Origin of the sequence: Streptomyces sp. CA-146814 (genome assembly GCF_050942385.1) — a bacterium.
In the GTDB taxonomy this organism is placed as follows: domain Bacteria; phylum Actinomycetota; class Actinomycetes; order Streptomycetales; family Streptomycetaceae; genus Streptomyces.
This window is the reverse complement of the sequence record NZ_CP192068.1, coordinates 3,124,413-3,150,329: the sequence shown is the minus strand read 5'-3', so window position 1 is coordinate 3,150,329 and position 25,917 is coordinate 3,124,413. Positions and strand designations below refer to the sequence as shown.

The 25,917-nt window shown below is 71.3% G+C and carries 22 protein-coding genes and 1 pseudogene; 16 read left to right on the top strand and 7 right to left on the bottom strand.

Features of this window, described 5'->3' with window-relative positions; genetic code table 11:
* Nucleotides 1-19: 19 nt before the first annotated feature.
* Both ACQP09_RS13920 and ACQP09_RS13915 read right to left on the bottom strand, forming a co-directional pair.
* Nucleotides 20-889, bottom strand: coding sequence for a MaoC/PaaZ C-terminal domain-containing protein (locus ACQP09_RS13920; protein WP_433399063.1), 870 nt, complete (start codon nucleotides 887-889; stop codon nucleotides 20-22).
* Nucleotides 890-894: 5 nt separating this feature from the next.
* Complete coding sequence (locus tag ACQP09_RS13915; RefSeq protein WP_433399061.1) at nucleotides 895-2,226, bottom strand: 3-oxoacyl-ACP reductase; 1,332 nt, start codon at nucleotides 2,224-2,226, stop codon at nucleotides 895-897.
* A 109-nt stretch (nucleotides 2,227-2,335) separates the two neighbouring features.
* On the opposite strand from ACQP09_RS13915, the gene ACQP09_RS13910 reads away from it, so the two are divergent.
* From ACQP09_RS13910 to ACQP09_RS13895, 4 genes and pseudogenes are all read left to right on the top strand, one after another.
* Entirely contained in the window at nucleotides 2,336-3,595 is a 1,260-nt protein-coding gene (locus ACQP09_RS13910) for an acetyl-CoA C-acetyltransferase (RefSeq protein WP_433399058.1), read from the top strand.
* A 74-nt stretch (nucleotides 3,596-3,669) separates the two neighbouring features.
* A complete protein-coding gene (locus tag ACQP09_RS13905; protein WP_433399055.1) occupies nucleotides 3,670-5,598 on the top strand; it encodes an AMP-dependent synthetase/ligase in 1,929 nt (642 codons plus the stop codon).
* Nucleotides 5,599-5,606: 8 nt separating this feature from the next.
* Nucleotides 5,607-5,867, top strand: a pseudogene (locus ACQP09_RS13900) (HD domain-containing protein); the annotation flags it as partial.
* 438 nt (nucleotides 5,868-6,305) lie between these two features.
* Nucleotides 6,306-7,337: a MarR family transcriptional regulator gene (locus tag ACQP09_RS13895; protein WP_433406589.1), complete on the top strand. Its 1,032-nt coding sequence runs from the start codon at nucleotides 6,306-6,308 to the stop codon at nucleotides 7,335-7,337.
* Between the two features lie 537 nt (nucleotides 7,338-7,874).
* On the opposite strand, the gene ACQP09_RS13890 is transcribed toward ACQP09_RS13895, so the two are convergent.
* Nucleotides 7,875-8,693: a class I SAM-dependent methyltransferase gene (locus ACQP09_RS13890; protein WP_433399052.1), complete on the bottom strand. Its 819-nt coding sequence runs from the start codon at nucleotides 8,691-8,693 to the stop codon at nucleotides 7,875-7,877.
* A gap of 103 nt (nucleotides 8,694-8,796) precedes the next feature.
* Here ACQP09_RS13890 and ACQP09_RS13885 point away from each other — a divergent pair, with 103 nt between their 5' ends.
* The 5 genes from ACQP09_RS13885 (at nucleotide 8,797) to ACQP09_RS13865 (ending at nucleotide 13,592) form a co-directional block, all read left to right on the top strand.
* Complete coding sequence (locus ACQP09_RS13885) at nucleotides 8,797-9,054, top strand: hypothetical protein (RefSeq protein ID WP_433399049.1); 258 nt, start codon at nucleotides 8,797-8,799, stop codon at nucleotides 9,052-9,054.
* 112 nt (nucleotides 9,055-9,166) lie between these two features.
* Nucleotides 9,167-10,237 (top strand): M20 family metallopeptidase, encoded by a 1,071-nt coding sequence (locus ACQP09_RS13880; protein ID WP_433406588.1) that lies wholly within the window; start codon nucleotides 9,167-9,169, stop codon nucleotides 10,235-10,237.
* 107 nt (nucleotides 10,238-10,344) lie between these two features.
* Entirely contained in the window at nucleotides 10,345-10,965 is a 621-nt protein-coding gene (locus ACQP09_RS13875; RefSeq protein ID WP_433399046.1) for a TOPRIM nucleotidyl transferase/hydrolase domain-containing protein, read from the top strand.
* Between the two features lie 142 nt (nucleotides 10,966-11,107).
* Nucleotides 11,108-11,977: a M23 family metallopeptidase gene (locus ACQP09_RS13870; protein ID WP_433399044.1), complete on the top strand. Its 870-nt coding sequence runs from the start codon at nucleotides 11,108-11,110 to the stop codon at nucleotides 11,975-11,977.
* A gap of 763 nt (nucleotides 11,978-12,740) precedes the next feature.
* The gene (locus ACQP09_RS13865) at nucleotides 12,741-13,592 is read left to right on the top strand and encodes an arylamine N-acetyltransferase family protein (protein WP_433399041.1); all 852 of its coding nucleotides are present in this window, start codon (nucleotides 12,741-12,743) and stop codon (nucleotides 13,590-13,592) included.
* Between the two features lie 82 nt (nucleotides 13,593-13,674).
* Here ACQP09_RS13865 and ACQP09_RS13860 read toward each other — a convergent pair whose 3' ends face one another.
* On the bottom strand, nucleotides 13,675-14,166 hold the full coding sequence (locus ACQP09_RS13860; protein ID WP_433399038.1) for a DUF6087 family protein: 492 nt from the start codon (nucleotides 14,164-14,166) through the stop codon (nucleotides 13,675-13,677).
* A gap of 168 nt (nucleotides 14,167-14,334) precedes the next feature.
* Here ACQP09_RS13860 and ACQP09_RS13855 point away from each other — a divergent pair, with 168 nt between their 5' ends.
* Nucleotides 14,335-14,814 carry a hypothetical protein gene (locus ACQP09_RS13855; RefSeq protein WP_433399035.1) on the top strand — a complete coding sequence of 160 codons (480 nt, stop codon included), beginning with the start codon at nucleotides 14,335-14,337 and terminating at the stop codon, nucleotides 14,812-14,814.
* 55 nt (nucleotides 14,815-14,869) lie between these two features.
* Complete coding sequence (locus tag ACQP09_RS13850) at nucleotides 14,870-15,181, top strand: hypothetical protein (protein ID WP_433399032.1); 312 nt, start codon at nucleotides 14,870-14,872, stop codon at nucleotides 15,179-15,181.
* A 36-nt stretch (nucleotides 15,182-15,217) separates the two neighbouring features.
* Here ACQP09_RS13850 and ACQP09_RS13845 read toward each other — a convergent pair whose 3' ends face one another.
* The 3 genes from ACQP09_RS13845 to ACQP09_RS13835 all read right to left on the bottom strand — a co-directional run bounded on the left by ACQP09_RS13845 (nucleotide 15,218) and on the right by ACQP09_RS13835 (nucleotide 18,982).
* The gene (locus ACQP09_RS13845; RefSeq protein ID WP_433399029.1) at nucleotides 15,218-16,336 is read right to left on the bottom strand and encodes a glycoside hydrolase family 43 protein; all 1,119 of its coding nucleotides are present in this window, start codon (nucleotides 16,334-16,336) and stop codon (nucleotides 15,218-15,220) included.
* 202 nt (nucleotides 16,337-16,538) lie between these two features.
* Nucleotides 16,539-17,348: an NAD-dependent epimerase/dehydratase family protein gene (locus ACQP09_RS13840; RefSeq protein WP_433399026.1), complete on the bottom strand. Its 810-nt coding sequence runs from the start codon at nucleotides 17,346-17,348 to the stop codon at nucleotides 16,539-16,541.
* A 305-nt stretch (nucleotides 17,349-17,653) separates the two neighbouring features.
* Entirely contained in the window at nucleotides 17,654-18,982 is a 1,329-nt protein-coding gene (locus ACQP09_RS13835; protein ID WP_433399023.1) for an LPXTG cell wall anchor domain-containing protein, read from the bottom strand.
* 408 nt (nucleotides 18,983-19,390) lie between these two features.
* Between ACQP09_RS13835 and ACQP09_RS13830 the strand changes: the two genes are divergently transcribed.
* The 5 genes from ACQP09_RS13830 to ACQP09_RS13810 all read left to right on the top strand — a co-directional run bounded on the left by ACQP09_RS13830 (nucleotide 19,391) and on the right by ACQP09_RS13810 (nucleotide 25,785).
* The gene (locus ACQP09_RS13830; RefSeq protein WP_433406586.1) at nucleotides 19,391-20,338 is read left to right on the top strand and encodes a TIGR03619 family F420-dependent LLM class oxidoreductase; all 948 of its coding nucleotides are present in this window, start codon (nucleotides 19,391-19,393) and stop codon (nucleotides 20,336-20,338) included.
* 10 nt (nucleotides 20,339-20,348) lie between these two features.
* A complete protein-coding gene (locus ACQP09_RS13825) occupies nucleotides 20,349-21,134 on the top strand; it encodes an SDR family NAD(P)-dependent oxidoreductase (protein ID WP_433399020.1) in 786 nt (261 codons plus the stop codon).
* A gap of 121 nt (nucleotides 21,135-21,255) precedes the next feature.
* The gene (locus tag ACQP09_RS13820) at nucleotides 21,256-22,380 is read left to right on the top strand and encodes an LLM class flavin-dependent oxidoreductase (protein ID WP_433399018.1); all 1,125 of its coding nucleotides are present in this window, start codon (nucleotides 21,256-21,258) and stop codon (nucleotides 22,378-22,380) included.
* 205 nt (nucleotides 22,381-22,585) lie between these two features.
* Complete coding sequence (locus ACQP09_RS13815; RefSeq protein WP_433399015.1) at nucleotides 22,586-24,325, top strand: N-acyl-D-amino-acid deacylase family protein; 1,740 nt, start codon at nucleotides 22,586-22,588, stop codon at nucleotides 24,323-24,325.
* Nucleotides 24,322-25,785, top strand: a complete 1,464-nt coding sequence (locus tag ACQP09_RS13810; RefSeq protein ID WP_433399012.1) for an aldehyde dehydrogenase family protein — start codon at nucleotides 24,322-24,324, stop codon at nucleotides 25,783-25,785. The genes ACQP09_RS13815 and ACQP09_RS13810 overlap by 4 nt, the downstream gene beginning before the upstream one ends.
* Nucleotides 25,786-25,917: the final 132 nt, after the last annotated feature.

The following is a 25,917-nucleotide window of genomic DNA, read 5'->3' as shown; positions in this document are numbered from 1 at the left end:
GTGTAGGAGTTCGGCTCTCTCAGAGCGCTCGCGTCACCGTCCCGGTGAGGTGCACGCGCCCGCTGGCACTCCGCAGGGCGAACGCGCTCCCGGCCGGGTCGGCCGCGTACGTCACGGTGGCGGGCAGCAGGACGGGTGCCCTGAACTCGGCTCGTACGGAACGGAGTTCACTGCGGCGTCCGTCCGGCCCGCCGTCCGCCTCGGCCAGGCAGCGGGCCGCCGTCCACATGCCGTGCGCGATGGCTCGGGGGAAGCCGAAGAGGCGGGCGGTGAGCGGGTGGAGGTGGATCGGATTACGGTCGCCGGAGACGGCTCCGTACCGCCGCCCGAGATCGCCGGGCAGCCGCCACTCGGCGACGGCGGGGAGATCGGGGGCCTGCGCCGCCCTGGCCTTCGAGCCCGCTTCGCTCCTCGGGCCCGCCTCGGCCTTCGTCGCGTGCCGTGAGAGATAGCCGCTGCGCGACTCCCAGACCAGCTCCCCGCCCACCCGCGCCTCGGTCACCATCGTGACCTCGGTGCCGCGCCGGTGAGACGTCAACTCGGCTGCGTACACGGTCGGTTCGAGCGCTTCCCCCGGCTGCACGGGCCGGTGGCTCCTGATCTCGATCCAGGTGTGGACGAGCCCGACGACCGGCAGCGGGAAGTCCCGCCCGGTCATCAGCCGCATGGCGAGCGGAAAGGCGAGGACATGGGGGTACGTGAGCGGGAGCGGGTCGGATTCCGGTGCCGGAAAGCCGCAGATCCTTCGGTACACGGCCAGGTGGCCGGGGTCGGCGGGGGCGGCCGGGAGGGTGAGGCGGGTGGTGGGCAGGGTGGCGTCCGGCCGGCCGGCGTGCTTGAACGGTGAGGTGACGGCACCGCGGACGAGGGAGGCGCTGAGGGAGGTCATCGCGCTCACGCTCCCAGCAGGCTCTGGCCGCAGACCCGCAGCACCTGGCCGTTGACGGCGTCGGAGCCGGGCTGGGCGAACCAGGCGACGGCCTCGGCGACATCGACCGGAAGGCCGCCCTGGGAAAGGGAGTTCATGCGGCGGCCCGCCTCGCGGATGAGGAAGGGGACGGCGGCCGTCATCTTCGTCTCGATGAACCCCGGCGCCACCGCGTTGACCGTGACGCCGTGGTCGGCGGCGGCGCGCGGCCCGAGCGAGCGGACGAGCCCGATGATCCCGGCCTTGCTCGCCGCGTAGTTGGTCTGCCCGGTGTTGCCGGCGATGCCCGCGATGGAGGCGGTGGCGACGATCCGGCCGCCGCGCGTGAGGACGCCCGCCTTGAGCAGCTCGTCGGTGGTGCGGAGCACGCTGTCCAGGTTGACCTCGATCACCGAGGCCCAGCGGTCGGCGGGCATGTTGGCGAGGCGGCGGTCGCGGGTGATGCCCGCGTTGTGGACGAGGATGCCGAGCCCGTCCGGCGCGGCGGCGGCGATCCGGTCGGCGGCGTCGGGCGCGGTGATGTCCAGCGGGAGCGCGGTGGCGCCGAGGCGGGCGGCGGTACGTTCCAACGCGTCGTGAGCCTGCGGAACGTCCAGCGCGATGACCTGCGCTCCGTCGCGGGCGAGCACCGAGGCGACGGCGGCGCCGATGCCCCGGGCGGCGCCGGTGACCAGGGCGGTGCGGCCGGTGAGGGGGGCGGCGGGGTCGGTGACGGGGGCGGCCGCCTGGTCGGGGGCGGCGGAGGTCAGCTCGATGACCTGGCCGCTGACGTAGGCGGAGCGCGGCGAGAGGAGGAAGCGCAGCGTGGACTCGGCGGACCGGGCGGCCACCCCGCCCGGAATCCGTACGAGCTGAACGGTGGAGCCGCGCCCGATCTCCTTGCCGAGCGACCGCACGAACCCTTCCAACGCCTGCTGCGCGGCGGCCTGATGGTGGTCGTCGGGTGACGGCACCGTACCGAGGACGACGATCCGCCCGCCCGGCGCGAGGGAGCGGACGACGGGGTGCAGGGCGGCGTGTACGTCTCCGAGCCCGGCGGCGGTGGTGACCCCGGTGGCGTCGAGGACCATCGCGGCGGGCCGGTCGGCGCGGTGGACGACCGGGAGCCCGGTCGCGGGCAGTACGTCGTCGAGGCCCGCGATCGCTCCCGCCCCGGCCGTCAGGTGCAGCAGCGGCCCCTCCAGGTGCGGGATCTCCGGGGTCCGGCGGAGTAGCGGCGCGGGCTGCGGCAGGCCGAGCCGGCGGGTGAGGAAGCGGCCGGGTGCTGTGCCGGTGAGGTGCAGATAGCGATCGGCCATTGTCCTGACTCCCTGCTCGGTCGTAGATTTACTCCAGAGTAAGGTTACTGAAGAGTCAGGAGCTGGTCGAGATGAAGAACCCCGGACGGACCGCCCCCGGACCGACGGCATGAACCTGACTGCCCCGCGCCGCGTAGCCGTCATCGGCGGCAGCCGCACCCCCTTCGCCCGCTCGGACGGCCCGTACGCCACCGCCTCCAACCAGGACCTGCTGACGGCCGCGCTCGGCGGACTGGTCGAGCGGTACGGCCTGGCCGGGCAGCGGGTCGGCGAGTTCGTGGCGGGCGCGGTCCTCAAGCACAGCCGCGACTTCAACCTGGCCCGCGAGACCGTCCTCGGCTCCGCGCTGGACCCGCGCACACCGGCGTACGACATCCAGCAGGCCTGCGGTACGGGCCTCCAGGCCGTGATCGCCGCCGCCAACAAGATCGCGCTGGGTGCCGTGGACTCAGCCATCGCGGGCGGCTCCGACACCACGAGCGACGCCCCGCTCGGCGTCAACGACGACCTGCGCCGCATCCTGCTCGCGGCCCGCCGCGCAAGGACGACGCCCGCCCGCCTCAAGGCCCTGTCCGCCGTACGCCCCCGCCACCTCGTCCCCGACATCCCGCGCAACGCCGAGCCGCGCACCGGCCTCTCGATGGGCGAGCACGCGGCCCGCACCGCCCGCAGGTGGGCCGTGAGCCGCGAGGACCAGGACCAGCTGGCGGCCACGAGCCACCAGCGCCTGGCAGCGGCGTACGAACGCGGCTTCCTGGACGACCTCGTCGTCCCGTACCAGGGCCTGACCCGCGACCAGAACCTGCGCCCGGGATCGACAGCCAGCAAACTGGCCACGCTGAAACCGGTGTTCGGCACATCCGGACCCAACCCCACCATGACAGCAGGCAATTCGACGCCGCTCACGGACGGTGCGGCGACGGTCCTGCTGGCGAACGAGGAGTGGGCGCGGGAAAGGGACTTGGAGCCGCTCGCCTACCTCACCCTCTACGAGACGGCAGCGGTCGACTACGTGGACGGCGACGACGGCCTCCTGATGGCCCCGGCGTACGCGGTGCCGCGCCTGCTGGAGCGAGCGGGCCTGGGGATCGAGGACTTCGACCTGTACGAGATCCATGAGGCGTTCGCCTCGCAGGTGCTGGCGACCCTCGCGGCCTGGGAGAAGCAGGGCTTGGCGCCGCTGGACCGGACCCGCCTGAACGTGGCCGGTTCCTCGCTGGCGACGGGCCACCCGTTCGCCGCCACGGGAGCACGGATCGTCGCCACGTTGGCCAAGCTGCTGGCGGAACGGGAGGCTCCGGGACGGGGGCTGATCTCGATCTGCGCGGCGGGCGGCCAGGGGGTGACGGCCATCCTGGAACGCCCGTAAGGACTTTGGTGATCTGCCGGACGGACGACCCGGCGACGAAGACCCGCCCGACCCCCGCTACCGAGGAGCCGCACGTGTCAACGCCTTCATCCGCCCTGACCTCTGGATCCACGCCCCCCACGCCCACCCTGGTGGAACCGACGAAGAAGAGGGGCCCGGACGGCCGGGTCCAGGAGGTCTCCGTACCGGCGCTCGCGCCTCCGGTCCTGCGGGGCTCGCTGGCGGAGATTCCGTTCGACAACGCGCGCGAGGCCCCGGCGGAGGCGGTGCTGAGCCGGAAGGACGCCGAAGGCGTCTGGCACGACGTGACGGCCGCCGAGTTCGCCGCCGAGGTGCTGGCGGTGGCGAAGGGCCTGATCGCGGAGGGGCTGCGGGCGGGGGACCGGGTCGCGATCATGGCCCGTACGACGTACGAGTGGACGCTGCTGGACTTCGCGTCCTGGGCGGCCGGCCTGGTGACGGTACCGATCTACCCGACCTCCTCCGCGTTCCAGACCCGCTGGATCCTCCAGGACTCGGGCGCGGTGGCGTGCGCGGTGGAGACGAAGGAGCAGGGCCGCCTGCTCAGCCAGGAACGCAGACAACTGGCCGACCTGGCACACCTGTGGCAGTTCGACACGGGCGCGATCGGCCATCTCAAGTCGCTCGGCAAGCACATCCCGGACGAGGCGGTGACGTCCCGCCGAGCCACGCTGGAACCGGACACGCCCGCCACGCTCATCTACACCTCGGGTACGACAGGCCGCCCGAAGGGCTGTGTGACCACCCACGGCAACTTCTTCGCCGAGGTGGACAACGCGATCGAACTGCTCCACCCGGTCTTCAAGTCGGTCTCGAAGGACCCGGCGTCGACCCTGCTCTTCCTCCCGTTGTCGCACGTGTTCGGGAGGATGGTGGCGATCGGCTGTATGCGGGCGCGGGTGCGCCTCGGCCACGCGCCCTCCATCCAGACGGAAGACCTCCTGGCCGACCTGGCAGGCTTCCGCCCGACGTTCCTCCTCGCCATCCCGTACGTCCTGGAGAAGGTCTACAACACGGGCCGGGCGACGGCGGAGAAGATGGGCCGGGCGTCCTCGTTCGACCGTGCGGCGCGCATAGCGCAGCGGTACGGCAAGGCGGTCGAGGCCGCCGAACACGGTACGGGCCCCGGCCCGGGCTTCGGCCTGCGGGCGGCCCGAGCGCTCTACGATCCGCTGGTCTACCGCCGTATCCGGGCGGCGCTGGGCGGCAAGGTCCGGTACGTGATCTGCGGCGGCTCCCCGCTGGGCCGCCGGCTCGCGTCGTTCTACGAGGGCGCGGGCATCGGCATCTTCGAGGGGTACGGCCTGACGGAGACGACGGCGGCCCACACGGTGACCCCACCCCTCAAACCCCGCCTGGGTACGGTGGGTTGGCCACTCCCCGGCACCTCGGTACGCATCGCGGACGACGGCGAGGTGCTGCTGCGGGGCGGCCAGGTGTTCCGGGGCTACTGGGACACGGAACGCGCGGAGCCGGTCCCGTACCTCCTGGACGGCGACTGGTTCCCGACGGGCGACCTGGGTGCGCTGGACGAGGACGGCTACCTGACGATCACGGGCCGCAAGAAGGACATCATCATCACGTCGGGCGGCAAGAACGTCACTCCGGCCCCTCTGGAGGACTGGCTCCGCGCGCACCCCCTGGTCAGCCAGTGCATGGTGGTCGGCGACAACCGCTCGTACATCACGGCCCTGCTCACCCTGGACCCGGACGGCCTCCAGCACTGGCGCCAGATGGTGAAGAAACAGGACGTGCCGATAAGGGAGTTGGTCAACGACGAGGAGCTGCGCACGTCGCTCCAGAAGGCGGTGGACGAGGCGAACCGCCTGGTGTCGCGGGCGGAGTCGATCCGTAAGTTCACGGTCCTACCGGTGGACTTCACGGAGGAGCGGGGCCACTTGACGCCGTCGCTGAAGCTGAAACGGGACGCGATCGCGCGGGACTTCACGGGGGAGATCGAGGGGCTGTACCGGAGGAGGTGAGGGGGCCGGCCTCGGCGGTCCGGGAGCTGGTGGCGGAGTACGAGGCGAAGGAGTCGCCGGAAGCGGTCTGCGCCCGCGACGCGGACATGCTGGAGTGCCTGCTCCAGGGCATCGAGTACAAGGCGCAGGGCTACGAGAACACCCAGCGCTGGATCGACAACAGCCGTGGCCGTCTCGTCACCGGTACGGCGAACCGGCTGGCCGATGAACTCCTGGCCCAAGGAACCATCGACTGGCTCCGGACCGCCCTGGGCGAGGACGAGAAGTAGCCCGAAGCTCGAAGCTCGGGTCTCGGTTTCCGGGCGGCGGGACTCGGGCTTCGAAGTTCGAGCTTCGGGGCCAGTGGGTTCACTCTTATGGGGTACGTGGACGGGGTCCTGGCCCGGAGCTCGGGTCCCGGGATTCGGGCCTCGGGATGCGAGCTTCGAGGTTCGAGCGCCTTCTTTAACCGGCGGGTAGATGAGGGGGGTTGGGAAAACCTCCCCTACCTCCCTGACCTGTCACGGCGAGCAAGTATGACTAATCGTGACAGCTTGCGGCGGAGCGTCACGAGTGCTTACGGTTCGAGAACTAAGCGACCCCGGTAGGTGTTGGAAGCACCAGGCCGGGGTCTGACCGCAAGATCGCAACCCTAGAAAGACGATCCCGTGGCTACCCAGCACCCTAGTCCTGCCCTGCAGTCCCCCGCACTTCCCGCCACGTACCCGATGGCCAACCCCGGCTACGGCAAACGCTCTGCCCCCGACCAACGCCCCCGCACACCCCAGGACTTCGCGCTCCTGCCGGTACGTGAGCGGTACGTCGCCGGGTTCGTCGACCACCTCCCCGACGGCGCGGCGATGAGCGTGAAGCAGCTCGCCAAGCAGGTTCCGCTCTACGGCCAGCAGGCGATCTCCTCCGCGTTGACGGCCCTGTCGGCGGCCGGCCATCTGCGGCGCGTACGGTGCCCGGTCAGCGCGGGCGACGAGACCAGGTGGGTCTCCCGCACGTTCTGGTCCCGCACCGCCCGCGACAACGAATGGTGGACCACCTACCTCACCACCGAGAACACCACCCAGGCGGCGGGCCCGGAACCGGATGCGACCACCCCGCCGCCGCCCTGGGTCCCGGACGAGGAACCCCCACCCCCACCGAAGGACCCCGGCCCACAACAGGACCCGGAAACCACTGCCGTACCGCAACAACGCACCCAGGTTCAAACCCCGAACACAGAACCCGAGCCTCCCGCGACAGACACACCCCCCGCAGCACCCCGCGCCCCCGAGGCAGGCCCGTCCACCGCCTTCCTCGCACTGGCGCGCCTGGGCCGCAGCGACCACCGCCTCGCGCTCTCCGCCGACGACTGCACGGCCCTGGAGCCACAGGCTGCCGAGTGGCTGGCCCGGGGCGTGAGCGTCGACCACCTCACCAGCGCACTCACCGCAGGACTCCCCACCGAGATCGGCTACCCCGCCGGCCTCATCCGCCGCCGCCTCACCGACAAAATGCCACCCCGTCTCCCGGCCGAGAACACCACACCCGACACCCCGACCCCAACGGCCCGCCGCGTCCTGATGGAATGCACCGACTGCGGCCGCCCCGGGAGGCCAGAAGCCCTCCCCGACGGCCTCTGCCGCCCCTGCCGCACAACCCACAACCAAGCAAGCGCCGAAGCCCCAGGCCACCCCACCGAAGGCGACGAAGCCGCCGACATCACAACCCACATGACCAACCTCCGCGACCTGCTCAAAACCGTCTGAGGCCGATGGCCACGGATCTCCTGGCAGAGTGCATGGACCGGGGGCTGGGGTGTTTGCACGGCGACCATTGACCTCCGGGGCGTCCCGGGCCAGCCGACGCCCTGGCAAACTCGGATAAGTGGGAGGTCGTTTGCACTCGGCGAGGGCAGAATCACTTCCGACATGCACAGCACCGAGCGAATCCCGTTCGCACCTCGGGAGAGATATGTCCGTTTCTCAAGAAGTGAGTAAAAACGAGCCTCCGGCTACATAAACCCGCAGGTCGCGAACTGTGGTCCCCGCGCACGCGGGGTTGGTCCCTCGTCCGGCTTTCCGCCGGCGGCTGCCACGGCAGTGGTCCCCGCGCACGCGGGGTTGGTCCCGTGCTCGGCGGCGGAACGGCGGAGGCATAGCAGTGGTCCCCGCGCACGCGGGGTTGGCCCCGTCCTCCTGCTGGTGCAGACCACCGGACCGGAGTGATCCCCGCCTCGGCGGGGGCGCACACGCACTCACGGCGCACAGGTGCGTTCCGCGCGTACAAGCGCGCCGACACCATCCTCACCGCAGACGGGCAGTCACCACGTGGACCTTCATTCCGCACGGCACGAGCCCGTTCGGCATCGCCAGACCCTCCGCTCGGGCGAGGAATGTCTCACGCAGTGAAGTGACGGTACGCGGATCGAGTGGGCCCACGTCGTAGACGCCGGACAGGGCTGCCCATACCTGCTCTGGAGCGTCGCTCAGGTCGACGGCGACGGTCTCCCAGTCGACCGGCGTGAAGCCTGCCGGGCCGAGGAGGCTGTCGAGTCCTTCGCGGCTCCGTGTCCGCCTGTCACCCAGCGCGGGCACCCGCTGCGCGGCAGGCGCGTCCTTGATCGCCGCCCTCAGCAGCCCGAGGAACAGCTCGTACGCCTCGCCGCCCACCGCCCCGTCCCCGATCACGCAGGCCAGCGTGGATCCGGGAGCCAGCACGCGGGCGATCTCGGCGATGACCTGTTCGACGTCCCCCATCAGCATCAGCGCCATGTGGGACACACAGGCATCGAAGCTGTCGTCGGCGAAGGGAAGGTCCTGGGCCCGCCCCTCCAGCACGGTCGCGCCGCCCAACCCCGGTCGCCGTCGCGCGAGCGCGACGGCTTCGGGCGACAGGTCCACGCCCGCGAGCCGGCGGCCCTCGGTCCGGGCCAGCAACTCCAGCAACAGGCCGTCACCGCAGCCGAGATCCAGTACGCGCCTGCTCCCGGCGACCCGGTCGCACAGGATCTCGTAGCTGGACCGTCCGTCCGCCGCCCGGGCGCCGCCGAAGGCATCCGCCGTCACGGCGGGGAGTTCGGCGTGGAAGGCCCGTAAAAGGGACTCTTGAGCTGTGGTCGTCATGAACGCGAACTTACGTCGTCCCGCACCGCCCGGTCCGGGGCTTCGGGCGGGGCGGTCCAGCCGTCGGCGCCGGAGCCGCCGACGCGATCCGTATGATCCGGACGTGATCTCCCAGATACCCGCCGACACCCGTCGGCTTCTCCTCATCGCCTGCACTGTCACGGCGCTGGTCGCCGGAGCCATCGGCGCGTTCGCCGCCCAATCCGTCCGGCCGGACTGTTCCTACTCGGTGTTGTCGCTGGGGTCGGAGTCAAGGTCGTCGGCGGAACAGGAAGAGGCCATCGAACGCGCCTACTGGGAAACCGTCGCCGCCGGTGAGTGTGCGCCGCCCCACCCCCGTTGGCAATTCTGGCGCGGCTGACAGGTGAGGGCCCCGGCCGGCCCGCCACTACGCTGGCCGCGTGACCAGCCACGACCACGCCAGCGCCCGTAACGACGCCACCGCCACCGCCTTCGGCGTCAGCACCGACGCGATGCTCGCGGACCTCCGTACGCTCGTCGAGATCGAGTCCCCCTCGCGTGACCTCGACGCCCTGGCCGCGTCCGCCGAAGCCGTCGCCACCGTCATCGAGAACCGGCTCGGCGGTCAGGCCGTGCTCATCGTGAACGAGGGCGGGACCCATGTGCACTGGGCGGGCGGGGGTGAGACCCGGGTGCTGATTCTCGGCCACCACGACACGGTGTTCCCGCTCGGTACGCTCGCCCGTCGGCCGTTCACCGTCGCGGACGGGCGCGCGACCGGGCCCGGTGTCTTCGACATGCTCGGTGGACTCGTACAGGCCGTTCATGGGCTGGCGGCGCTGGACGACCGGTCCGGCGTCGAGATTCTGGTGACCGCCGACGAGGAGGTCGGTTCCTTCTCCTCCCGGGCGCTCATCGAGGAGCGGGCCCGCACCTGTGGTGCCGTGCTCGTCTTCGAGGGGGCCGCCGACGGGGGAGGGCTGAAGACCGCGCGCAAGGGGTGCGGCGCGTTCCAGGTCTCCATCGCGGGGCGGGCCTCGCACGCAGGGCTGGAGCCGGAGGCCGGGGTCAACGCGCTCGTCGAAGCCGCTCACCAGGTGCTGGACATCGCCGCGCTCAGCCGGCCCGAACTCGGGACGACGGTCACCCCGACCGTCGCGTCCGCCGGGACCCTGGAGAACGTCGTACCCGCCGAGGCCACCGTCGTCGTCGACGTCCGGGTGGAGTCGGCCGAGGAGAAGGAGCGCGTCGAAGCCGCCTTCGCCGGTCTCGCGCCCCGCGTGGACGGGGCGCGGATCACGGTCGAGGGGTCCATCGGGCGGCCTCCCATGCCTGCCTCCGCTGCCGCCGAACTCTTCTTTCTGGCACAGCAGTTGCAGCCCGGTATCGAGGCCAAGGCAGTCGGCGGCGGCAGCGACGGCAACTTCACCGCCGCTGTGGGCGTGCCGACGCTGGACGGTCTGGGAGCGGTCGGCGGCGGCGCCCACGCCGACCACGAGTACGTCGTCATCGACGCCATGGCCGAGCGCGCCCACCTGGCGGCCGGACTGGTGAAGGCCATCCAGCACGCGCCGAGGCTGTAGGAGCGGTGCAAGCCATCCGGAACGCGCCGATGGCGTAGCGCGCCTCCGCCCGGAGTGTCGCCGCAAAATCGTTACCGCCCCGGCCGCCGAGAGCGGAGACTCGCCCCATGGCTGACATGGAGGCGTTCCGCGAGGCGGTCACCGCGTGGGCGGCAGGCGGGCCGCCCGAACCTGCCCGTGAGCTGGCCGAACAGCTCCCCGTACGGACCGCCGTCCTCCTCGAAGGCCCGAGCGACGCCGCCGCCGTCAACGCGCTGGCCGAACGGCGCGGCCGGGACCTCGCCGCCGAGGGCGTCTGCGTCCTGCCCATGGGCGGGGCGATGAGCGTCGGCCGCTTCGCCGGACTCCTCGGGCCCTCCGGGCTCGGTATCCGCCTCACGGGTCTGTGCGACGAGCAGGAGCGCGGCTTCTACGAACGGGGCTGGGAGCGGGCCGGTGCAGGGCAGGAGCAGGAGTTCTTCGTCTGCGCGGCCGACCTGGAGGAGGAGCTGATCCGCGCCCTCGGCGTGCCACGGGTGGAGCAGCTCGTGCAGGCGGAGGGCGACCTGCGCGCGCTCCAGATCTTCCTGCGCCAGCCCGCCCAGCAAGGCCGTTCCCCGCAGCAGCAGTTGAGGCGGTTCCTCGGTACGAAGAAGGGGCGCGAGATTCACTACGGCCGCGTCCTCGTCGAAGCCCTGGACGCCGACTGGGTCCCCGCCCCGCTCGACGGCCTGTTCGCCACCCTCTGACGCGAGACGGCCAGGTCGCGGGGTCTGTCGGCCGGGCGCGACTTACGGCACTCTGGTGTCCGTTCAACTCGCGTAGATTCCACGGCACTTCGCGCATCCCGCACCCCACTGCACGGTTGTCGACCCGGAGGATTCCCCGCTCATGCGATCGCCCAGAACCCGTACCCGAACCCATGCCCGTACTCGTGCGCGTACGAGCCTCCTCGCCCTGCTGGCACTCCTCGGCGGACTGCTCACCGTCACCGCCACCACGTCCCCCGCAGCCGCCGCGCCCAACTTCAAGGCACCGTACGCCTGCGGCCAGCAGTGGACCTACAGCCACCACTCCGCCGAGGTCAGACGGGCCCTCGACTTCGTCCGCACGGACGGCGGCGCCACCGCCGGCTCCCCGGTCCTCGCCTCCGCCCCCGGCACGGCCTACCGCCACTCCCAGCCCAGCGGCGCGGGCAACTACATCTCCATCGACCACGGCGGCGGCTGGCAGACCTACTACTTCCACCTCAACGCCTTCTCCGTCGCCAACGGGGCGCGCGTCGGCCAGGGCCAGCAGATCGGCACCACCGGGTCCACCGGCAACAGCTCCGGCGCCCACATCCACTACGAACAGCTTCTCAACGGCGTCGGCCAGAACATCGTCATCAACGGTCAGTCGCTGAGCCCCTACCCGGGCTCGTACTACGCCAAGTACCTGACCAGCGACAACGGTTGCGGTGGCGGTGGAGGCGGCAAGTACTGGGTCGACACCTTCGCCAACGCCACCGGCTACGCGGCCCCCAACACCGCCGACGCTCAGGGCATTCTCAACGCCGGTACGAACTACGTCTATTGCAAGGTATGGGGAGCCCGCGTCGGTACGGCGACCCAGTTCAACCACTGGTGGCTGCGCACCGACCTGGACAGCGTCTACGCGGGCAAGAACGGCCGCAACGCCTACGTCTCCGCGTACTACCTCTCCCGCTGGGGCAACGACGAGGCCCGCGACAACAACGGCACGGTGATCCCCAACTGCTGATCGCACCACCACCCCCATGACCCCGTGCACGGGAGGGCCGCGGCGGCTTCCTTCCCGTGCACGGCCTGCGGGGCTCCTCGGGCGCATCTGCGAGCCCTCAGAATCGCAGCGCCCCGATCAGCCGCCGGGCCGCACGAGCGTCGAGAGCCCCCAACTCCACGACACCGGGAGCCTCCTCGCGTACGGAGACGTCAAGGGCCCCTCCTCCCGTGGCGGCGGAGAAGGCCTGCGCCAGCAGGTCCCGCAGGGCCTCGGCGTCCGGCGCGTCCGGCCCGGGCGAGGACGCACCCAGCAGCCGCGCGAGCCGTACGGCGTCGTCGACCCGGCAGGTACCGAGCGTGATGCGTCCCTGCCGTACGCGCAGCTACGGGAGGCCGATCCGGTGCGCCTCGCAGATCATCCGCGGTGCGCGTGCGGCCTTGAGGGTGCGCTTGCTCCCGGTACGGATGAAAGGACCGTACCCTCGACGCCCACACGTTCGCCCCCGCCCCCTGGCAGGCCTTCGTCACCGCCGTACGGGACGGCTCGCTCTAAAGGGGTGTCCCCGGTGAGCGCACGGCCTCGGTCATGCGCTCACCGGCCGTGGGCCGCTGCCCCTACTCCGCAAGCATCGGGACCCAGTGGTCCATCACCCGGCGCGGAAGCCGATGGTGTTCGGCGATCCAGCCGTCCGGGGGTACCAGCGCTGACCGTGACGCTGTTTCCCTCGTCGACGGGGGTACCGGCGACTAGGCTGATCATCCGTTCGAGCGGTGGGGGGAACATGATCGACGTCGACGGGTATCTGGCCGTGCTGGGGGTGCCCCGGCCCACGGCCCCGACCGCCGAGGCGCTGTGGGCACTGCATCGGGCGCAGGTGGAGCGGGTCCCCTACGAGACCCTCGACAACCAACTGGGACGGCCGACGGGCATCGGTGCCGCGGAATCCGTGGCCCGGATCCTGCGCGGGCGTGGCGGCTACTGCTTCCATCTCAACGGGGCCTTCGGCGCGTTGCTGACGGCCCTCGGCTACGACGTCACTCTGCACCGGGCCGGGGTGCAGGGCGAGGTCGAGGACCCCGGGGGCCCGGGCGGCGACCATCTCGCGCTCACCGTGGGGCTCGACGGCGAGCGGTGGCTGGTCGACACCGGACTCGCCGGCGGAATGTACGAGCCACTGCCGCTGCGCGAAGGCACCCACACCCAGGGGCCGTTCACCTACGCGATGGCCCCGTCGGTGGTGGTGCCCGGCGGCTGGCGGTTCAGCCATGACCCCCGGGGTGCCTTTACGGCCATGGTCTTCGCGCCGGAGCCCGTGGAGCTGTCCTCCTTTGCCGCGAAGCACCACCAGCTGTCGACTTCCCCCGAGTCCGGATTCGTCCGGGTCTTCCAAGCCCAACTCCGCGACGCCAAAGGCGTGGACATGCTGCGCGGCTGTGTACTGCGCCGGATCGACGCCGAAGGCACGTACGAGCGGACCATCGACTCGGCCGACGACTGGTACGACGTACTGGCCGACGTGTTCCACCTGAACCTGCCCGACGTCGACACCCCTGCGCGAGCGGCGCTGTGGCACCACGTCCACACCGCACACCAGGAGTGGGAGGCCGCTGGGCAGCGTGCGACAACGCCCTGACGGGGCGGACGGCTCGCCGGTTCCCGCCCGCGATGGTTGGGCGGTCCGCCAGAGCCGAAGGCGCACTCACCCCCGCCCTGCGTCATTCACCCGGCCGGGGCTTGCGGTGCCTGCCCCGGCCGGCCCGCAGCGGCTGAGGCGGTGGGGCCGTCACCGTCGCCGGTTTCTCGACGCGCGGGTACAGGAGGCGCTGGGCCTCCGCCAGGTTGGCCACCGTGCCGTACGGCTCCCAGGCGTACCCGTTCCAGCGCTGGATGGCGCGGGGTGCGTCCGGGTTGAGGTGAGCGCCCTTCGGGCCGTCGCCGGGGCCGGCCCGCAGCGGCTGAGGCGGCAGGGCCGTCACCGTCGCCGGTTTCTCGACGCGCGGGTACAGGAGGCGCTGGGCCTCCGCCAGGTTGGCCACCGTGCCGTACGGCTCCCAGGCGTACCCGTTCCAGCGCTGGATGGCGCGGGGTGCGTCCGGGTTGAGGTGTGCGCCCTTCGGGCCGTCGCCGGAGATGAGGGGTACGGCCCGGAGGCGGCCGATCTTCGCGTCTCGGCGTCCTGCCCAGTCCGACAGAGGTTCGTCGTCCATCGTGCTGCTTTCCTCGTTCCGGCTACTCCTGGCCCAGCAGCGTAGTGGCCCGCTGTCCGTGATTGCGGGGGTTTCGGCCACGCCGGGAACAAGAGGTTCCGCCGTGCTCCCGAGAGGGGTGGCTGCGGCCCGCTTTCGGTGCGCCAGTAATCGTCCTACCCTCGGTCCATGCCTTGGGTGACGCTGGTCAGCGCCGTGGTCGGCGCCCTGATAGCGACCGCCTCCGCCGCGCTGCTCGACCGCAGTCGCTGGCGTCGGGAGCAGGATGACCGGCTCGTCAGCGCACGGCGTGCCCTGTACGGCGAGTACCTCACGTGCCTCTCCCAGGCCCGCAACGACTTCCGTAGCCTGGCCCGCGAGCGAACCATGAGCTCGGCCGAACGAGAGCGCTCCGCACGTGACAGTTTTGCCCCCTGTCACGGCGTGCGCTATCAGATGTCGATCACGGCCGCGCCGAACGTGTTCGTCGCCTCCGAGAACGCCTTTCGCCGTCTGCGCGACGTGCGGGATCTTGCCGCAGCCGGCACGCTCGCCGGAGACGAGGCGTACTCAGGGGGCCGAGCTGAGTACGAGGCGGCGCTCGAAGGACTCCGGGACGCCATGCGACTCGATCTGGGAGCTGATCGGGAACTGACCGCGGTCAGGTAGGGGCAGCGCCCGTATTGCCGCCACCCCGCATTCCTCAGAGGAAGAGCCTCCGCACATGTGCCGCAGGAACCCGCCCGGAAACCCGCCCCTGGACCCGCCCGGCGCCCTCGTCCGCTCCGTCGCCCTGCGCATGATCCGTCGGCTCGCTGACCGGCCGCAGCCGGTCAGCGCCCTGACATCGGTCGTTCACATGGTGGAGAACGACGAGACCGATGTGGCCATGGACGACATCGGGATGCTGATCCAGTACTTCCAGTTCTCCGTCCTGCGGTCGGAGTACGAGGACCTCGTCCGCGCCGCGGAACAGCTGGACTCCCTCGACTCGCTCACCGACACAGGGGTGGAGCGGCTGGTCGTCGACGGGTAGGGGAGCGATGAGGGGGCAACCCCGGGGCGGTTCGGCTCACTCGAAGAACTTCAGGCTCCACCCCGTGTTCGTGTTCGGCCCCGGCACGTTGGCCCGCGAGTACGTCGTGTTGCCCCACCATGCGAACGTGCCCGTGTACCAATGGCGGTTGGCCCACTCGTACGGTGTGCCCTTCGGGACCGCGTGGAACATCGACGGGAAGCGCTGGCCCGCCGGCGGGCTCGTGTTGATGTCGCCGTGGAGCAGGACGAAGGTGTGGTGGCCGGGGCCGTTCACGTACAGCGTCGGGTCCCAACCCGCCATCATCGTCGACCGGTTGGAGCCGAACAGGCAGCCGTTCGACTTGTACCAGTCCCATACGTTCGTGGGGTCGCCGCCCGCTCGCAGGCGCAGGTCCGCCAGGCAGTACTGCTCGCTCCAGCTGCCGTTGGCCGAATACACGATGTGCAGCTGGCCGTTCGGGTCCTTGATGGCCTCCGGGCTCTCGTTGATGAACGGGTTGCCCACCACCCGCTCCCAGCTCTCGCGCGGCTGCGAGATGATGTGCCGGGCGCCGGTGGGCTGCGTCGGGCTGCTCATGCGGGCGATGTAGAGGTTCTGCTCCACGTTCGTGTCGCCCGCCCAGCCCGACCAGACGAACCAGCGCTGGCCGTTGAAGGTGAACAGCGTTCCGTCGATCGCCCATTTGTTGTCCGGCAGGGCTAGTTGCGTCTCGGCGCCGTAGCCGCTGTCGGAGGTGGCGGAGCTGATCACGAACATCCGGTGCGCGGCACCTCGGCCCGCCGTGAAGTAGATGTAGTACCTGCCGTCGTCCATCACGATCTCCGGCGCCCAGACCTCGCCCCGGCCGCGCGTGTCCGACCAGACCTGGCGTGCGGGTGCCGTGGCGAGGCCGCCCGTCGACGAGGCCTGGCGTACGACGATGCCTCCGCCGGTCGACTGGACGCCGATGTACGTGCTGCCGACTCTCAGCACGCTGGGGTCGGCCGCGCGCAGGCTCGTCTGGCCCTGCGCGCCCAACTGCGCTGCGAGCGCGGCTCCTTGGGCGGTATCGGGGGAGGAGAGGAGCAGGGTGGCGGTGAGGGCGCCGGTCAGTGCCAGGGCGCCGAGGGCGCACAGGGCGCCTCGGGCGGAAGAGCGGCGGAACAGTCTCATGGGCTGGCTCGCTCCCGTTGTGCCTCCGGGTGGGGGTGGTGCGCGGACAGGGGCGGGGAGGGGGCGGTGGAGGCTGTGGGGTGGGGGCCGCCCTGGCCGGTGCGCGCGTCCGGGTGGGGTTTCTATCGTTGGAAGAGCGCTCTCACAGCATCCCGGTGGGGTGTGAGGGTGTCAACGAGCCGGGCAGAGCTGAGTGGTTGTCCTAGTGCGGCCACATCGGCGGGTCCGTGACGAAGTGGCCGCCCACCCGCGCGTCCGCCGGGTCGGCCGGGTCCAGCTCGCCCTGCTCGGCCACCAGTTTCGCCGCGTACGGCTCCGAGTCGTCCTGCGGGTCGTAACCGAGCGCGCGCGCCGTCGTCAGGTCCCACCACAGGCGGGTGTTGGCGGACGAGCCGTGGACCACCGTGTGGCCCACCGCCTCGGCGGTCAGCGCCGCGTGGAAGAGCCTGGCGCCGTCGGCGGGGCTCAGCCAGACCGACAGCATCCGTACGGAGGTGGGTTCCGGGAAGCAGGCGCCGATCCGGACCGACACCGTCTCCAGGCCGTGCTTGTCCCAGTAGAGCTGCGCCAGGTCCTCGCCGAACGCCTTCGACAGGCCGTAGAACGTGTCCGGGCGGTGCGGTGTGCCGACCGGGATCAGCGGGTCGCCGGGTCGCGGGCGCGGGGTGCTGCCGATCGCGTGGTTCGAGGAGGCGAACACGATGCGGCCCACGCCCTCCTCGCGCGCGGCCTCGTAGAGGTGGTACGTGCCCGCGATGTTCGCGCGCAGGATCCTGTCGAAGGTCGACTCCAGGGAGATGCCCGCCAGGTGGATGATCGCGTCCACTCCGCGTACCGCTTCGCGCAGCGCCTTGCGATCCGCCAAGTCGGCTGTGACGACGGTCGGTTCGCCGTCGATCGGTACCAGGTCGAGGAGCCGGAGTTCGTAGCCGTACGCGGGCAGCAGGTCCCGCATCAGCGTGCCCACACCGCCTGCGGCGCCGGTCAGCAGGAGGGTGCGGGGGGTGGGCATGGGGGTCTCCTCGCTGCGGAGCGCCGGGGGCCCGACCGGGTCTCGCCCTCGGCGCCGTCATCAGTGTCGTGCACGTCGTTCACGTGGATGGGCAAGTTAAGGGGGCTCGGCAGACGCGTCAACCCCCTTAGTTCGTCACCCTGTTGGTGGTGCTCGGAGGTGCCACCGGGTGTCAGGGCGGGTCCGAGCGGGGCCAGGCGCGGCACGGTACGGACCCGGACGTACGCCGAAGAGGCCCCGCCGCAGTGCGCGGCGGGGCCCCTCCTGGTCACACGTGTACGCCTCAGGCGTCACACGCGTACGCCTCAGGCGTCGGCGCCCGCCTTGCGGCGGCGTACGAGGAACATCGCGCCGGCCCCGAGCGCCACGGCGGCGCCGCCCGCGAGGGCGAGCTGCGTGGTGGCGTCGGACGAGCCGGTCGCGGCGAGGGTGCCGCTCGTGGTGGTCACCGGGACGCTCGAACCCGAGCCCTGCGGGGTGACCCCGTTGCCCGCGGCGGGAGCGGTGGTGCTCGGCTTCGGCGTCGGCTTGGTGACGGGCTTGCCGGCCGCGGCCTTGATGTCGAACTCGTCGACGGCGGCGTCCTGCGTCAGGCCGCAGGAGCCGTCCTTGTTGAAGTAGTCACCCGCGATGAAGGTGAGGCCCTGTCCGGCCGGGGCCTTGGCGTCGACGTCCAGGCGGAGCTTGATGTCCGCCTGCTTGCCGTTCTTCAGCGCGCCGATGGCGTCGATGTAGAGGTCGCCGTCGACGTTCTGCCACTTCGGGGACGTGGCGGTCGACCACTTCAGCTTCAGGTACTTGGCGATGTCCTTGGCGCCGCTCTTGTCGGTCGCGTGGACGCTCGCGTACGTGAGGACCTTGTCCAGGTCCTTCCCGGTGCCGTTGGCCACCCGGACCGAGAAGGTGGTGGAGGTACCGGCGGTGACCGAGGAGGGGAGGCCCTTCACGACCGTGGTCAGGCCGGGCTCGTCGACGCACTCACCGTCCCCGTCCCCGTCGCCGTCGTCTCCGTCATCGCCGCCCTGGTTCTCCTCCTCCTTCTTGGCGCGCTCCAGGGCCGCTTCGGCGGCCGTGACGGCGGCGAGCGCCTTCTTCGCGGCGTCCTGCGCCTTGGAGAGGGCCCTGAACGCGTCGACCCTCGCGTCGTCCGCGAGCTCGTCGGCCGCCGCGGCCTCGGCGTCGGCGGTGGTCTTGGCCGTCGCCGCTGTGGCGGCGGCCGTCTTGGCGTCGGCGAGGGTCTGCTCCGCCGCGGTCCGCTCCGCCTCGGTGGCCTCCTCGGTCAGGCCGTCGAGCACGGTCTGCGCGTCGGTGACCGCCTGGTCGGCGGTGGTCTTCGCGGCGGCGGCGTCCTGCGCGGCCTTCTTGGCGGCGTTGGCCGCCACGGTCAGCGGCGCGGTGTCGGAGACCGCCGCCTCCACCGCCGCGGAGGCGGCCTGCTCGGCCGCGAAGGCGTCGTCGTACGCCTTCTCCGCCTCGGCCAGCGCCTTTTCGAGCTCCTTGACGGTCGGCTTGGCGGGCGTCTGCGCCTGCGCGGGAGGCGCGGTGTCGGCGTAGGCGGGGGTGACGGAGAGCATGACGGCGGGCGTCGTCACGGCGACGGCGACGGCCGTGGCGAGAATGCGGCGAATCTTCACATGGGCCCTTTGAGTCCGGAGCAACGAAGGAGAGCGGCCGTCCCCGCGACGCCTGCGGCGAACACGGTGGAGACGGTGCGCAGGGCGTCAACGTGGTGGAACACGCGAGCGGCCAGTGGCGATGGTATGGCGGAAGTCCGGACGCGCGGTCGGTTTTTCGGCGCGGACGGGCCGTGCAGACGCTGTGATGAACGGACACACCGCGAGAAAAGGGGCAGTTGCTCTCTTCTGCTCCGCTTTTCCTGTGATCAACGCCATGGGCGGACTTCCGCGCCTCTTGTCTGATGGGTCGTCAGGTATGACGATGGCGGCCGTCACCCGGGCGGCGGACGCCCGGGTCCGAAGGGGAAGGAGGCCGCCGTGCCGCTACCCACGCCGGGACCGATGCCGATACCCACGCCCGGACCGATGCCGCTGCCGTCGTCCGATGGGCCGTTGTCGTACGGAATCCAGCTCCCGGTCCAGTCGCAGAGCGCCCTCTACGCCGAACCCTGGGAGGCGACGGCGACCCCCGCCGACCTCGTCCGCATCGCCAGGGCCGCCGACCGCGGCGGTTTCGCCTACATCGCCGGCTGCGACCACATCGCCATCCCGCGCCGGCTCGCGGAGGGCATGAGCACGGTCTGGTACGACCCCGTCGCCACGCTCGCGTTCCTCGCCGGAGTCACCGGACGCGTCCGCCTGATGAGCCATGTCGCCGTCGTCGGGCTGCGCCATCCGCTGATCACCGCCAAGCAGTACGCCACCCTCGACCACCTCAGCGGCGGCCGGCTGATCCTCGGCGTCGGCGCCGGGCACGTACGGGAGGAGTTCGAGGCGGTCGGGGCCGACTTCGACGGGCGCGGCGGTGTGCTGGACGAGAGCATCGACGCGCTGCGGGCGGCGCTCGGGCCGGAGGAGTACCCGGAGTTCGCCGGTGAGCGGTTCTCCTTCGCCGGCCTCGGCCAACTGCCGCGCCCCGCACAGGAGCGGGTGCCGATCTGGGTGGGCGGCTCCTCGCCGGCCGCCGTGCGCCGGGCTGCCGTACGCGGCGACGGCTGGCTCCCGCAGGGCGACCCCCGCGACCGGCTGCCCGCGCAGATCGCCCGGGTGCACGCGCTGCGGGAGGAGGCGGGCGTCGGGGCGCCGATCGTCATCGGTGCGATCACCGAACCGCTGTACGTCGGTGAGCCCGGCTGGTCCGTCGGGCGGCGGACCCTCACCGGGAAGCCGGAGGAGCTGGCCGCGTCGCTGCGGGAGTACGCGGCGATCGGCGTGCACCAGATCCAGGTGCGGTTCCGGAGCCGGAGCGTGGACGAACTGGCCGATCAGATGGCGGCGTTCGGGGCGGACGTGGCCCCGCGCCTCAACCAGTAGGGAGCGCGGTATGGGCAATCTGGACGGGCGAGTCGTCCTGGTCACCGGGGCGGCGCGCGGGCAGGGCGAGCAGGAGGCGCGGCTCTTCGCGGCGGAGGGGGCGCGGGTCGTCGTCGCGGATGTGCTGGTCGAGCAAGGGGAGTCGCTGGCGAAGGAGTTGGGGGCCGACACCGCTCGGTTCGTGCGGCTGGACGTGGGGAGCGAGGAGGGGTGGGCCGAGGCGGTGACCGTGGCCCGGGACGCCTTCGGGAAGATCGACGGGCTCGTCAACAACGCGGGCATCCTCCGCTTCAACGAGCTGGTCAACACGCCGCTGGCCGAGTTCGAGCAGGTGGTGCGGGTCAACATGACGGGTGCGTTCCTCGGGATCCGGGCGGTGGCGCCGGAGATCGAGGCGGCGGGCGGCGGGACGATCGTCAACACGTCCTCGTACACCGGTCTGACCGGGATGCCGCTGGTCGGGGCATACGCGGCGACCAAGCACGCCGTCCTCGGGCTGACCAAGGTGGCCGCGATGGAACTGGCCGGCAAGGGCGTGCGGGTCAACGCCATCTGCCCGGGCGCGATCGACACGGCGATGAGCAACCCGGCCCTGCTGGACCCGGACGCCGACCTGAGCGGGTCGGACGCGGCGCTGGACGCGTACTACCGCAAGCTCGTGCCGATGGGGCGGATCGGGCGGCCCGAGGAGGTGGCGGCGCTGGCCCTCTTCCTGACCGGTGAGGACTCCTCGTACATCACCGGGCAGCCGTTCGTCATCGACGGCGGGTGGCTGGCGGGCGTGAGCCCGTTCTGAGCGCGGCGGCCCCCGTGCCTGACGGTGCGTCAGCTATTGACGGGTCGTGGTGGCGGTGGAACAGTCGGTCGCACATCGCAATCTGACGATGCGTCAGAAAAATTGAGGACGGTGAACCTCCGTGGAATTCGGGCTCTTTGTTCAGGGGTACGTGCCCGCCGCGCGTGCCGAGGTGGACCCCGAGGCAGAGCACAAGGCGCTGATCGAGGAGACCGAGTACGTCATCCAGGCGGACAAGTCCGGCTTCAAGTACGCCTGGGCCTCCGAGCACCACTTCCTGGAGGAGTACTCGCACCTCTCCGCCAACGACGTGTACCTCGGCTATCTCGCGCACGCCACCGACCGCATCCACCTCGGCTCCGGCATCTTCAACCCGCTCGCGCCCGTCAACCACCCGGTGAAGGTCGCGGAGAAGGTCGCCATGCTCGACCATCTCTCCGGCGGGCGCTTCGAGTTCGGCACCGGGCGGGGCGCGGGCAGTCACGAGATCCTCGGGTTCATGCCGGGCATCACCGACATGAACCACACGAAGGAGCTGTGGGAGGAGACGATCGCCGAGTTCCCGAAGATGTGGCTCCAGGACGAGTACGTCGGCTTCCAGGGCAAGCACTGGTCGCTCCCGCCGCGCAAGATCCTGCCGAAGCCGTACGGGGCCGGGCATCCGGCCATGTGGTACGCGGCCGGGTCGCCGTCCTCGTACGCCATGGCGGGGAAGAAGGGGCTCGGGGTGCTGGGCTTCAGCGTGCAGAAGGTCTCCGACATGGAGTGGGTCGTCGAGTCCTACAAGAACGCGGTCAAGGACGCGGAGCCGGTGGGGGCGTTCGTCAACGACAACGTGATGGTCACCTCGACCGCGATCTGTGCCGAGACGCATGCGGAGGCGGTGCGGATCGCGGTGGGGGGCGGGCTGAACTACCTGCAGTCGCTGCTGTTCCGCTACCACGACACGTTTCCCCGGCCGGAGGGGATTCCGGAGTGGCCGGAGCTGCTGCCGGAGTACACGGAGGAGATCGTGGAGCTGCTCATCGCGGAGGAGCTGATGATCTGCGGGGATCCCGACGAGGTGCTGAAGCAGTGCCGGCGGTGGGATCAGGCGGGGGCGGATCAGTTGAGCTTCGGGCTGCCGATCGGGGTGAGTCCTGAGGACACGATGACGACGATTCGGCTGATCGGGGAGCACGTGATTCCGAAGATCGATACGGATCCGGTGCATCGGACCTCGCGGTTCCGGGCCGCCGCGAACTGATTCGGGGCGCTGCCCCGGACCCCGCGCAAACCAAGCCCCTCCGGCGATTGAGGAGCGGGGGTTCGGGGGCGGAGCCCCTGAGGGCCGGGCCCCGGCCAAGAGCTGGGCGGCGTCTTCCCGGACCGTCGTCCTGGTGAGCCGGGGTACGTACCGCGGCCGAAAGCGTACGTACCCCGGCTGTCCGAACCGAAGAAGGGACACCGTCATGCTCGACCACCTCATCCGCCACGCCACCGTAGTGGACGGCACCGGCGGCCCCGCCTACACCGCCGACATCGGCATCCGCTCCGGCCGCATCGCCGTCATCGCCGAGCCGGGGACCATTGCCGAGGAGGCCGTCACCAGCGAGGACGCCCACGGCCTCGTCCTCGCCCCGGGCTTCGTCGACCCGCACACCCACTACGACGCCCAGCTCTTCTGGGACCCCTACGCCACCCCCTCCATGAACCACGGCGTCACCACCGTCGCCGGCGGCAACTGCGGGTTCACCCTCGCGCCCCTCAACCCCGACCGGCCCGAGGACGCCGACTACACCCGGCGGATGATGTCCCGGGTGGAGGGCATGGCCCTCGCCGCGCTGGAGGAAGGCGTCGACTGGTCCTGGTCCACCTTCCGCGAGTACCTCGACGCCCTCGAAGGCCGTATCGCCGTCAACGCCGGGTTCATGGTCGGCCACTGCGCCCTGCGTCGGCACGTCATGGGTGCCGATGCCGTGGGCGGGCAGCCCACCCCGGGCCAGATGGACGCCATGCTCGCCCTCTTCCACGACGCCATGGACGCCGGCGCCTGGGGCCTCTCCACCACCCAGTCCTCCACCCACGCCGACGGCGACGGCGAACCCGTCGCCTCCCGGCACGCGCGCCCCGAAGAGCTCCTCGCGCTCTCCCGCGCGGTCGGCGAGCACGAGGGCACGCAGCTCGAAGCGATCGTCGCCGGGTGCCTGGACCAGTTCTCGGACGAGGAGATCGACCTCTTCGTCGGCATGAGCGCCGTCGCCGGACGCCCGCTCAACTGGAACGTCCTCACCATCGACGCCGCCGTCCCCGAACGCGTACCGCGCCAGCTGATACCCAGCGAACGCGCCCGCGCGGCCGGCGGCCGGATCGTCGCGCTCACCATGCCGATCCTCACGCCGATGAACATGTCCCTCGGCACCTTCTGCGCCCTCAACCTCATCCCGGGCTGGGGCGAGATCCTCGCCCTCCCCGTCCCCGAGCGCATCGAACGCCTCCGGGACGCCGCCACCCGTGCCGGGATGCTCCGCCGCGCCGACAGCAAGGAGGCCGGTGTCTTCCGGCGCCTCGCGGACTTCGGCCGGTACGTCATCGGGGACACGTACAGCGCCGCCAACGAAGGCCTCAGCGGCCGGGTCGTCAACGACATCGCCGCCGAACGCGGCCAGGACCCCTTCACTTGCCTGGTCGAGATCTGCGCCGCCGACGACCTGCGTACGGTCCTGTGGCCCATGCCCACCGACAACGACCCGGCCTCCTGGGAGCTGCGCCGCCGCACCTGGGAGCACCCGGACGTCATGCTCGGCGGCTCCGACGCGGGCGCGCACCTGGACCGGATGTGCGGGGCCCCGTACACCACGCGCTTCCTCGGCGACTGCCTGCGCGGCCGGAAACTCGTCCCGCTGACCACCGCCGTCCGGATGCTCACCGACGACCCGGCCCGCCTCTTCGGGCTGCGCGAACGCGGCCGGATCGCGGAGGGCTTCCACGCCGACCTCGTCCTCTTCGACCCCGAACGCATCGACGCCGGACCCGCCACCCTCGTCCACGACCTGCCCGGGGACAGCCCGCGCCTGGACTCCAAGGCCATCGGGATCGTCTCCGTACGCGTCAACGGCGTCGAGACCCTGCGCGACGACAAGGTGACGGGCGCGGTGCCGGGCACGGTGCTGCGCTCGGGCCGCGACACCCGGACGGTGAGTACGGCGTGAGCCGCACACCCGAGCGGTTGTTCATCGGCGGCGAGTGGGTCGAACCCGCCGACGGCCACTACGAGGTCATCGACCCCGCCACCGAGCAGGTCGTCGGCCTCGCACCCGAGGCGAGCCGCGCCCAGGTGTACGAGGCGGCGGCAGCGGCCCGCGCAGCCTTCGGCCCCTGGTCGCGCACCCGGCCCGAGGAGCGCGCCGCGATCCTGGACCGTACGGCCGACCTCATCCAGCGCGACTTCCCCGCCCACGCCGACCTCGCCCGCGCCGAGAGCGGAGCCACCGCCTCCACCGCCCGGGGGATGCAGGTCGGGGTCGGCATCGCCCGCTTCCGGCGGTACGCGCGCGGCGCCCTGGAGCCCGTGGAGGAGGCCATCGCGCCGCAGGTCAACGAGGCCGGTCCGATGGGGCGGGCCGGGGTCTTCGGGGCGGTGGCGGTCCGCCAGCCGGTCGGCGTGGTCACCTGCGTGACCTCGTACAACAACCCCTGGGCCAACCCGGCCGGCAAGATCGCGCCCGCTCTCGCGATGGGTAACACGGTCGTGGTGAAGCCCGCTCCGCAGGACCCGCTCTCCGTCTACCGGATGGCCGCCGCCCTCGCGGAGGCGGGCGTTCCGCCGGGTGTGGTGAACGTGGTCACCGGGTCGGGCGCGGAGGCCGGTGAGGCCGCCGTGGACTCTCCGGACGTCGATATGGTCAGCTTCACCGGCTCCACCGCCGTCGGACAGCGGATCGCCGAGGTGTGCGGGCGCGGGATGAAACGGCAGCTGATGGAGCTGGGCGGCAAAGGTGCCGCGCTGGTCCTGGAGGACGCGGATCTGGGCTCCGCCGTCGCGGGCATCGGGACCACCTTCTCCTTCTACAGCGGACAGATCTGTACGGCTCCGACCCGCGTCCTGGTCCACCGGTCCCGGCAGGACGAGCTGATCGCCATGCTGGCCGCGTACGCGAACGCGCTCACCGTCGGCGACCCGGCCGACCGGTCCACCGTCGTCGGCCCGGTCATCTCCGCCGCCCACCGCGACCGGGTGGAGGCGTACGTGGAGCTGGGCCGGAAGGAAGGCGCGCGGGTCGCGGCCGGCGGCACCCGCCCCGGCCACCTGGAACGGGGCTTCTACGTAACCCCGACCCTCCTCACCGACTGCACGCCCGACATGCGGGTGGTCCGCGAGGAGGTCTTCGGCCCGGTCGTCGTGGTCGTCCCCTTCGACGACGAGGAGGAAGGCATCGCGCTCGCCAACGACAGCGACTACGGCCTCATCGACTACGTCTGGTCCGGCGATGTGGCCCGCGCCTTCCGCGTGGCCCGGCGGCTGCGCGCGGGCGGGGTCGGCGTCAACACGGTCGGACGGAACATGGAGGCGCCGTTCGGCGGGTTCAAGAAGAGCGGTGTGGGCCGGGACGTGGGCTCGTACGCGCTGCACGCCTACAGCGAGACGCAGGCGATCGTCTGGCCCGGATGAGATCGCTCCCACCGCCTGTGGGAAAATTTTGAAACGGGACGAAACGGACAGTGCTGCGATTACCGTACGTGGCCACCCTCGTGCGACCGGCATGCATTGCAAGGCTCTGCGTGCAAGTGACCTTGAATTCAT

Coding starts and splice junctions, on each gene's coding strand:
- ACQP09_RS13915 (WP_433399061.1), bottom strand. CDS start 2,226: ATGGCCGATCGCTATCTGCACCTCACCGGCACAGCACCCGGCCGCTTC.
- ACQP09_RS13830 (WP_433406586.1), top strand. CDS start 19,391: ATGCCGCTGCCGTCGTCCGATGGGCCGTTGTCGTACGGAATCCAGCTC.
- ACQP09_RS13840 (WP_433399026.1), bottom strand. CDS start 17,348: ATGCCCACCCCCCGCACCCTCCTGCTGACCGGCGCCGCAGGCGGTGTG.
- ACQP09_RS13855 (WP_433399035.1), top strand. CDS start 14,335: ATGCCTTGGGTGACGCTGGTCAGCGCCGTGGTCGGCGCCCTGATAGCG.
- ACQP09_RS13880 (WP_433406588.1), top strand. CDS start 9,167: ATGCTCGCGGACCTCCGTACGCTCGTCGAGATCGAGTCCCCCTCGCGT.
- ACQP09_RS13920 (WP_433399063.1), bottom strand. CDS start 889: ATGACCTCCCTCAGCGCCTCCCTCGTCCGCGGTGCCGTCACCTCACCG.
- ACQP09_RS13865 (WP_433399041.1), top strand. CDS start 12,741: ATGATCGACGTCGACGGGTATCTGGCCGTGCTGGGGGTGCCCCGGCCC.
- ACQP09_RS13860 (WP_433399038.1), bottom strand. CDS start 14,166: ATGGACGACGAACCTCTGTCGGACTGGGCAGGACGCCGAGACGCGAAG.
- ACQP09_RS13870 (WP_433399044.1), top strand. CDS start 11,108: ATGCGATCGCCCAGAACCCGTACCCGAACCCATGCCCGTACTCGTGCG.
- ACQP09_RS13875 (WP_433399046.1), top strand. CDS start 10,345: ATGGCTGACATGGAGGCGTTCCGCGAGGCGGTCACCGCGTGGGCGGCA.
- ACQP09_RS13910 (WP_433399058.1), top strand. CDS start 2,336: ATGAACCTGACTGCCCCGCGCCGCGTAGCCGTCATCGGCGGCAGCCGC.
- ACQP09_RS13845 (WP_433399029.1), bottom strand. CDS start 16,336: ATGAGACTGTTCCGCCGCTCTTCCGCCCGAGGCGCCCTGTGCGCCCTC.
- ACQP09_RS13895 (WP_433406589.1), top strand. CDS start 6,306: ATGGCCAACCCCGGCTACGGCAAACGCTCTGCCCCCGACCAACGCCCC.
- ACQP09_RS13890 (WP_433399052.1), bottom strand. CDS start 8,693: ATGACGACCACAGCTCAAGAGTCCCTTTTACGGGCCTTCCACGCCGAA.
- ACQP09_RS13825 (WP_433399020.1), top strand. CDS start 20,349: ATGGGCAATCTGGACGGGCGAGTCGTCCTGGTCACCGGGGCGGCGCGC.
- ACQP09_RS13815 (WP_433399015.1), top strand. CDS start 22,586: ATGCTCGACCACCTCATCCGCCACGCCACCGTAGTGGACGGCACCGGC.
- ACQP09_RS13850 (WP_433399032.1), top strand. CDS start 14,870: ATGTGCCGCAGGAACCCGCCCGGAAACCCGCCCCTGGACCCGCCCGGC.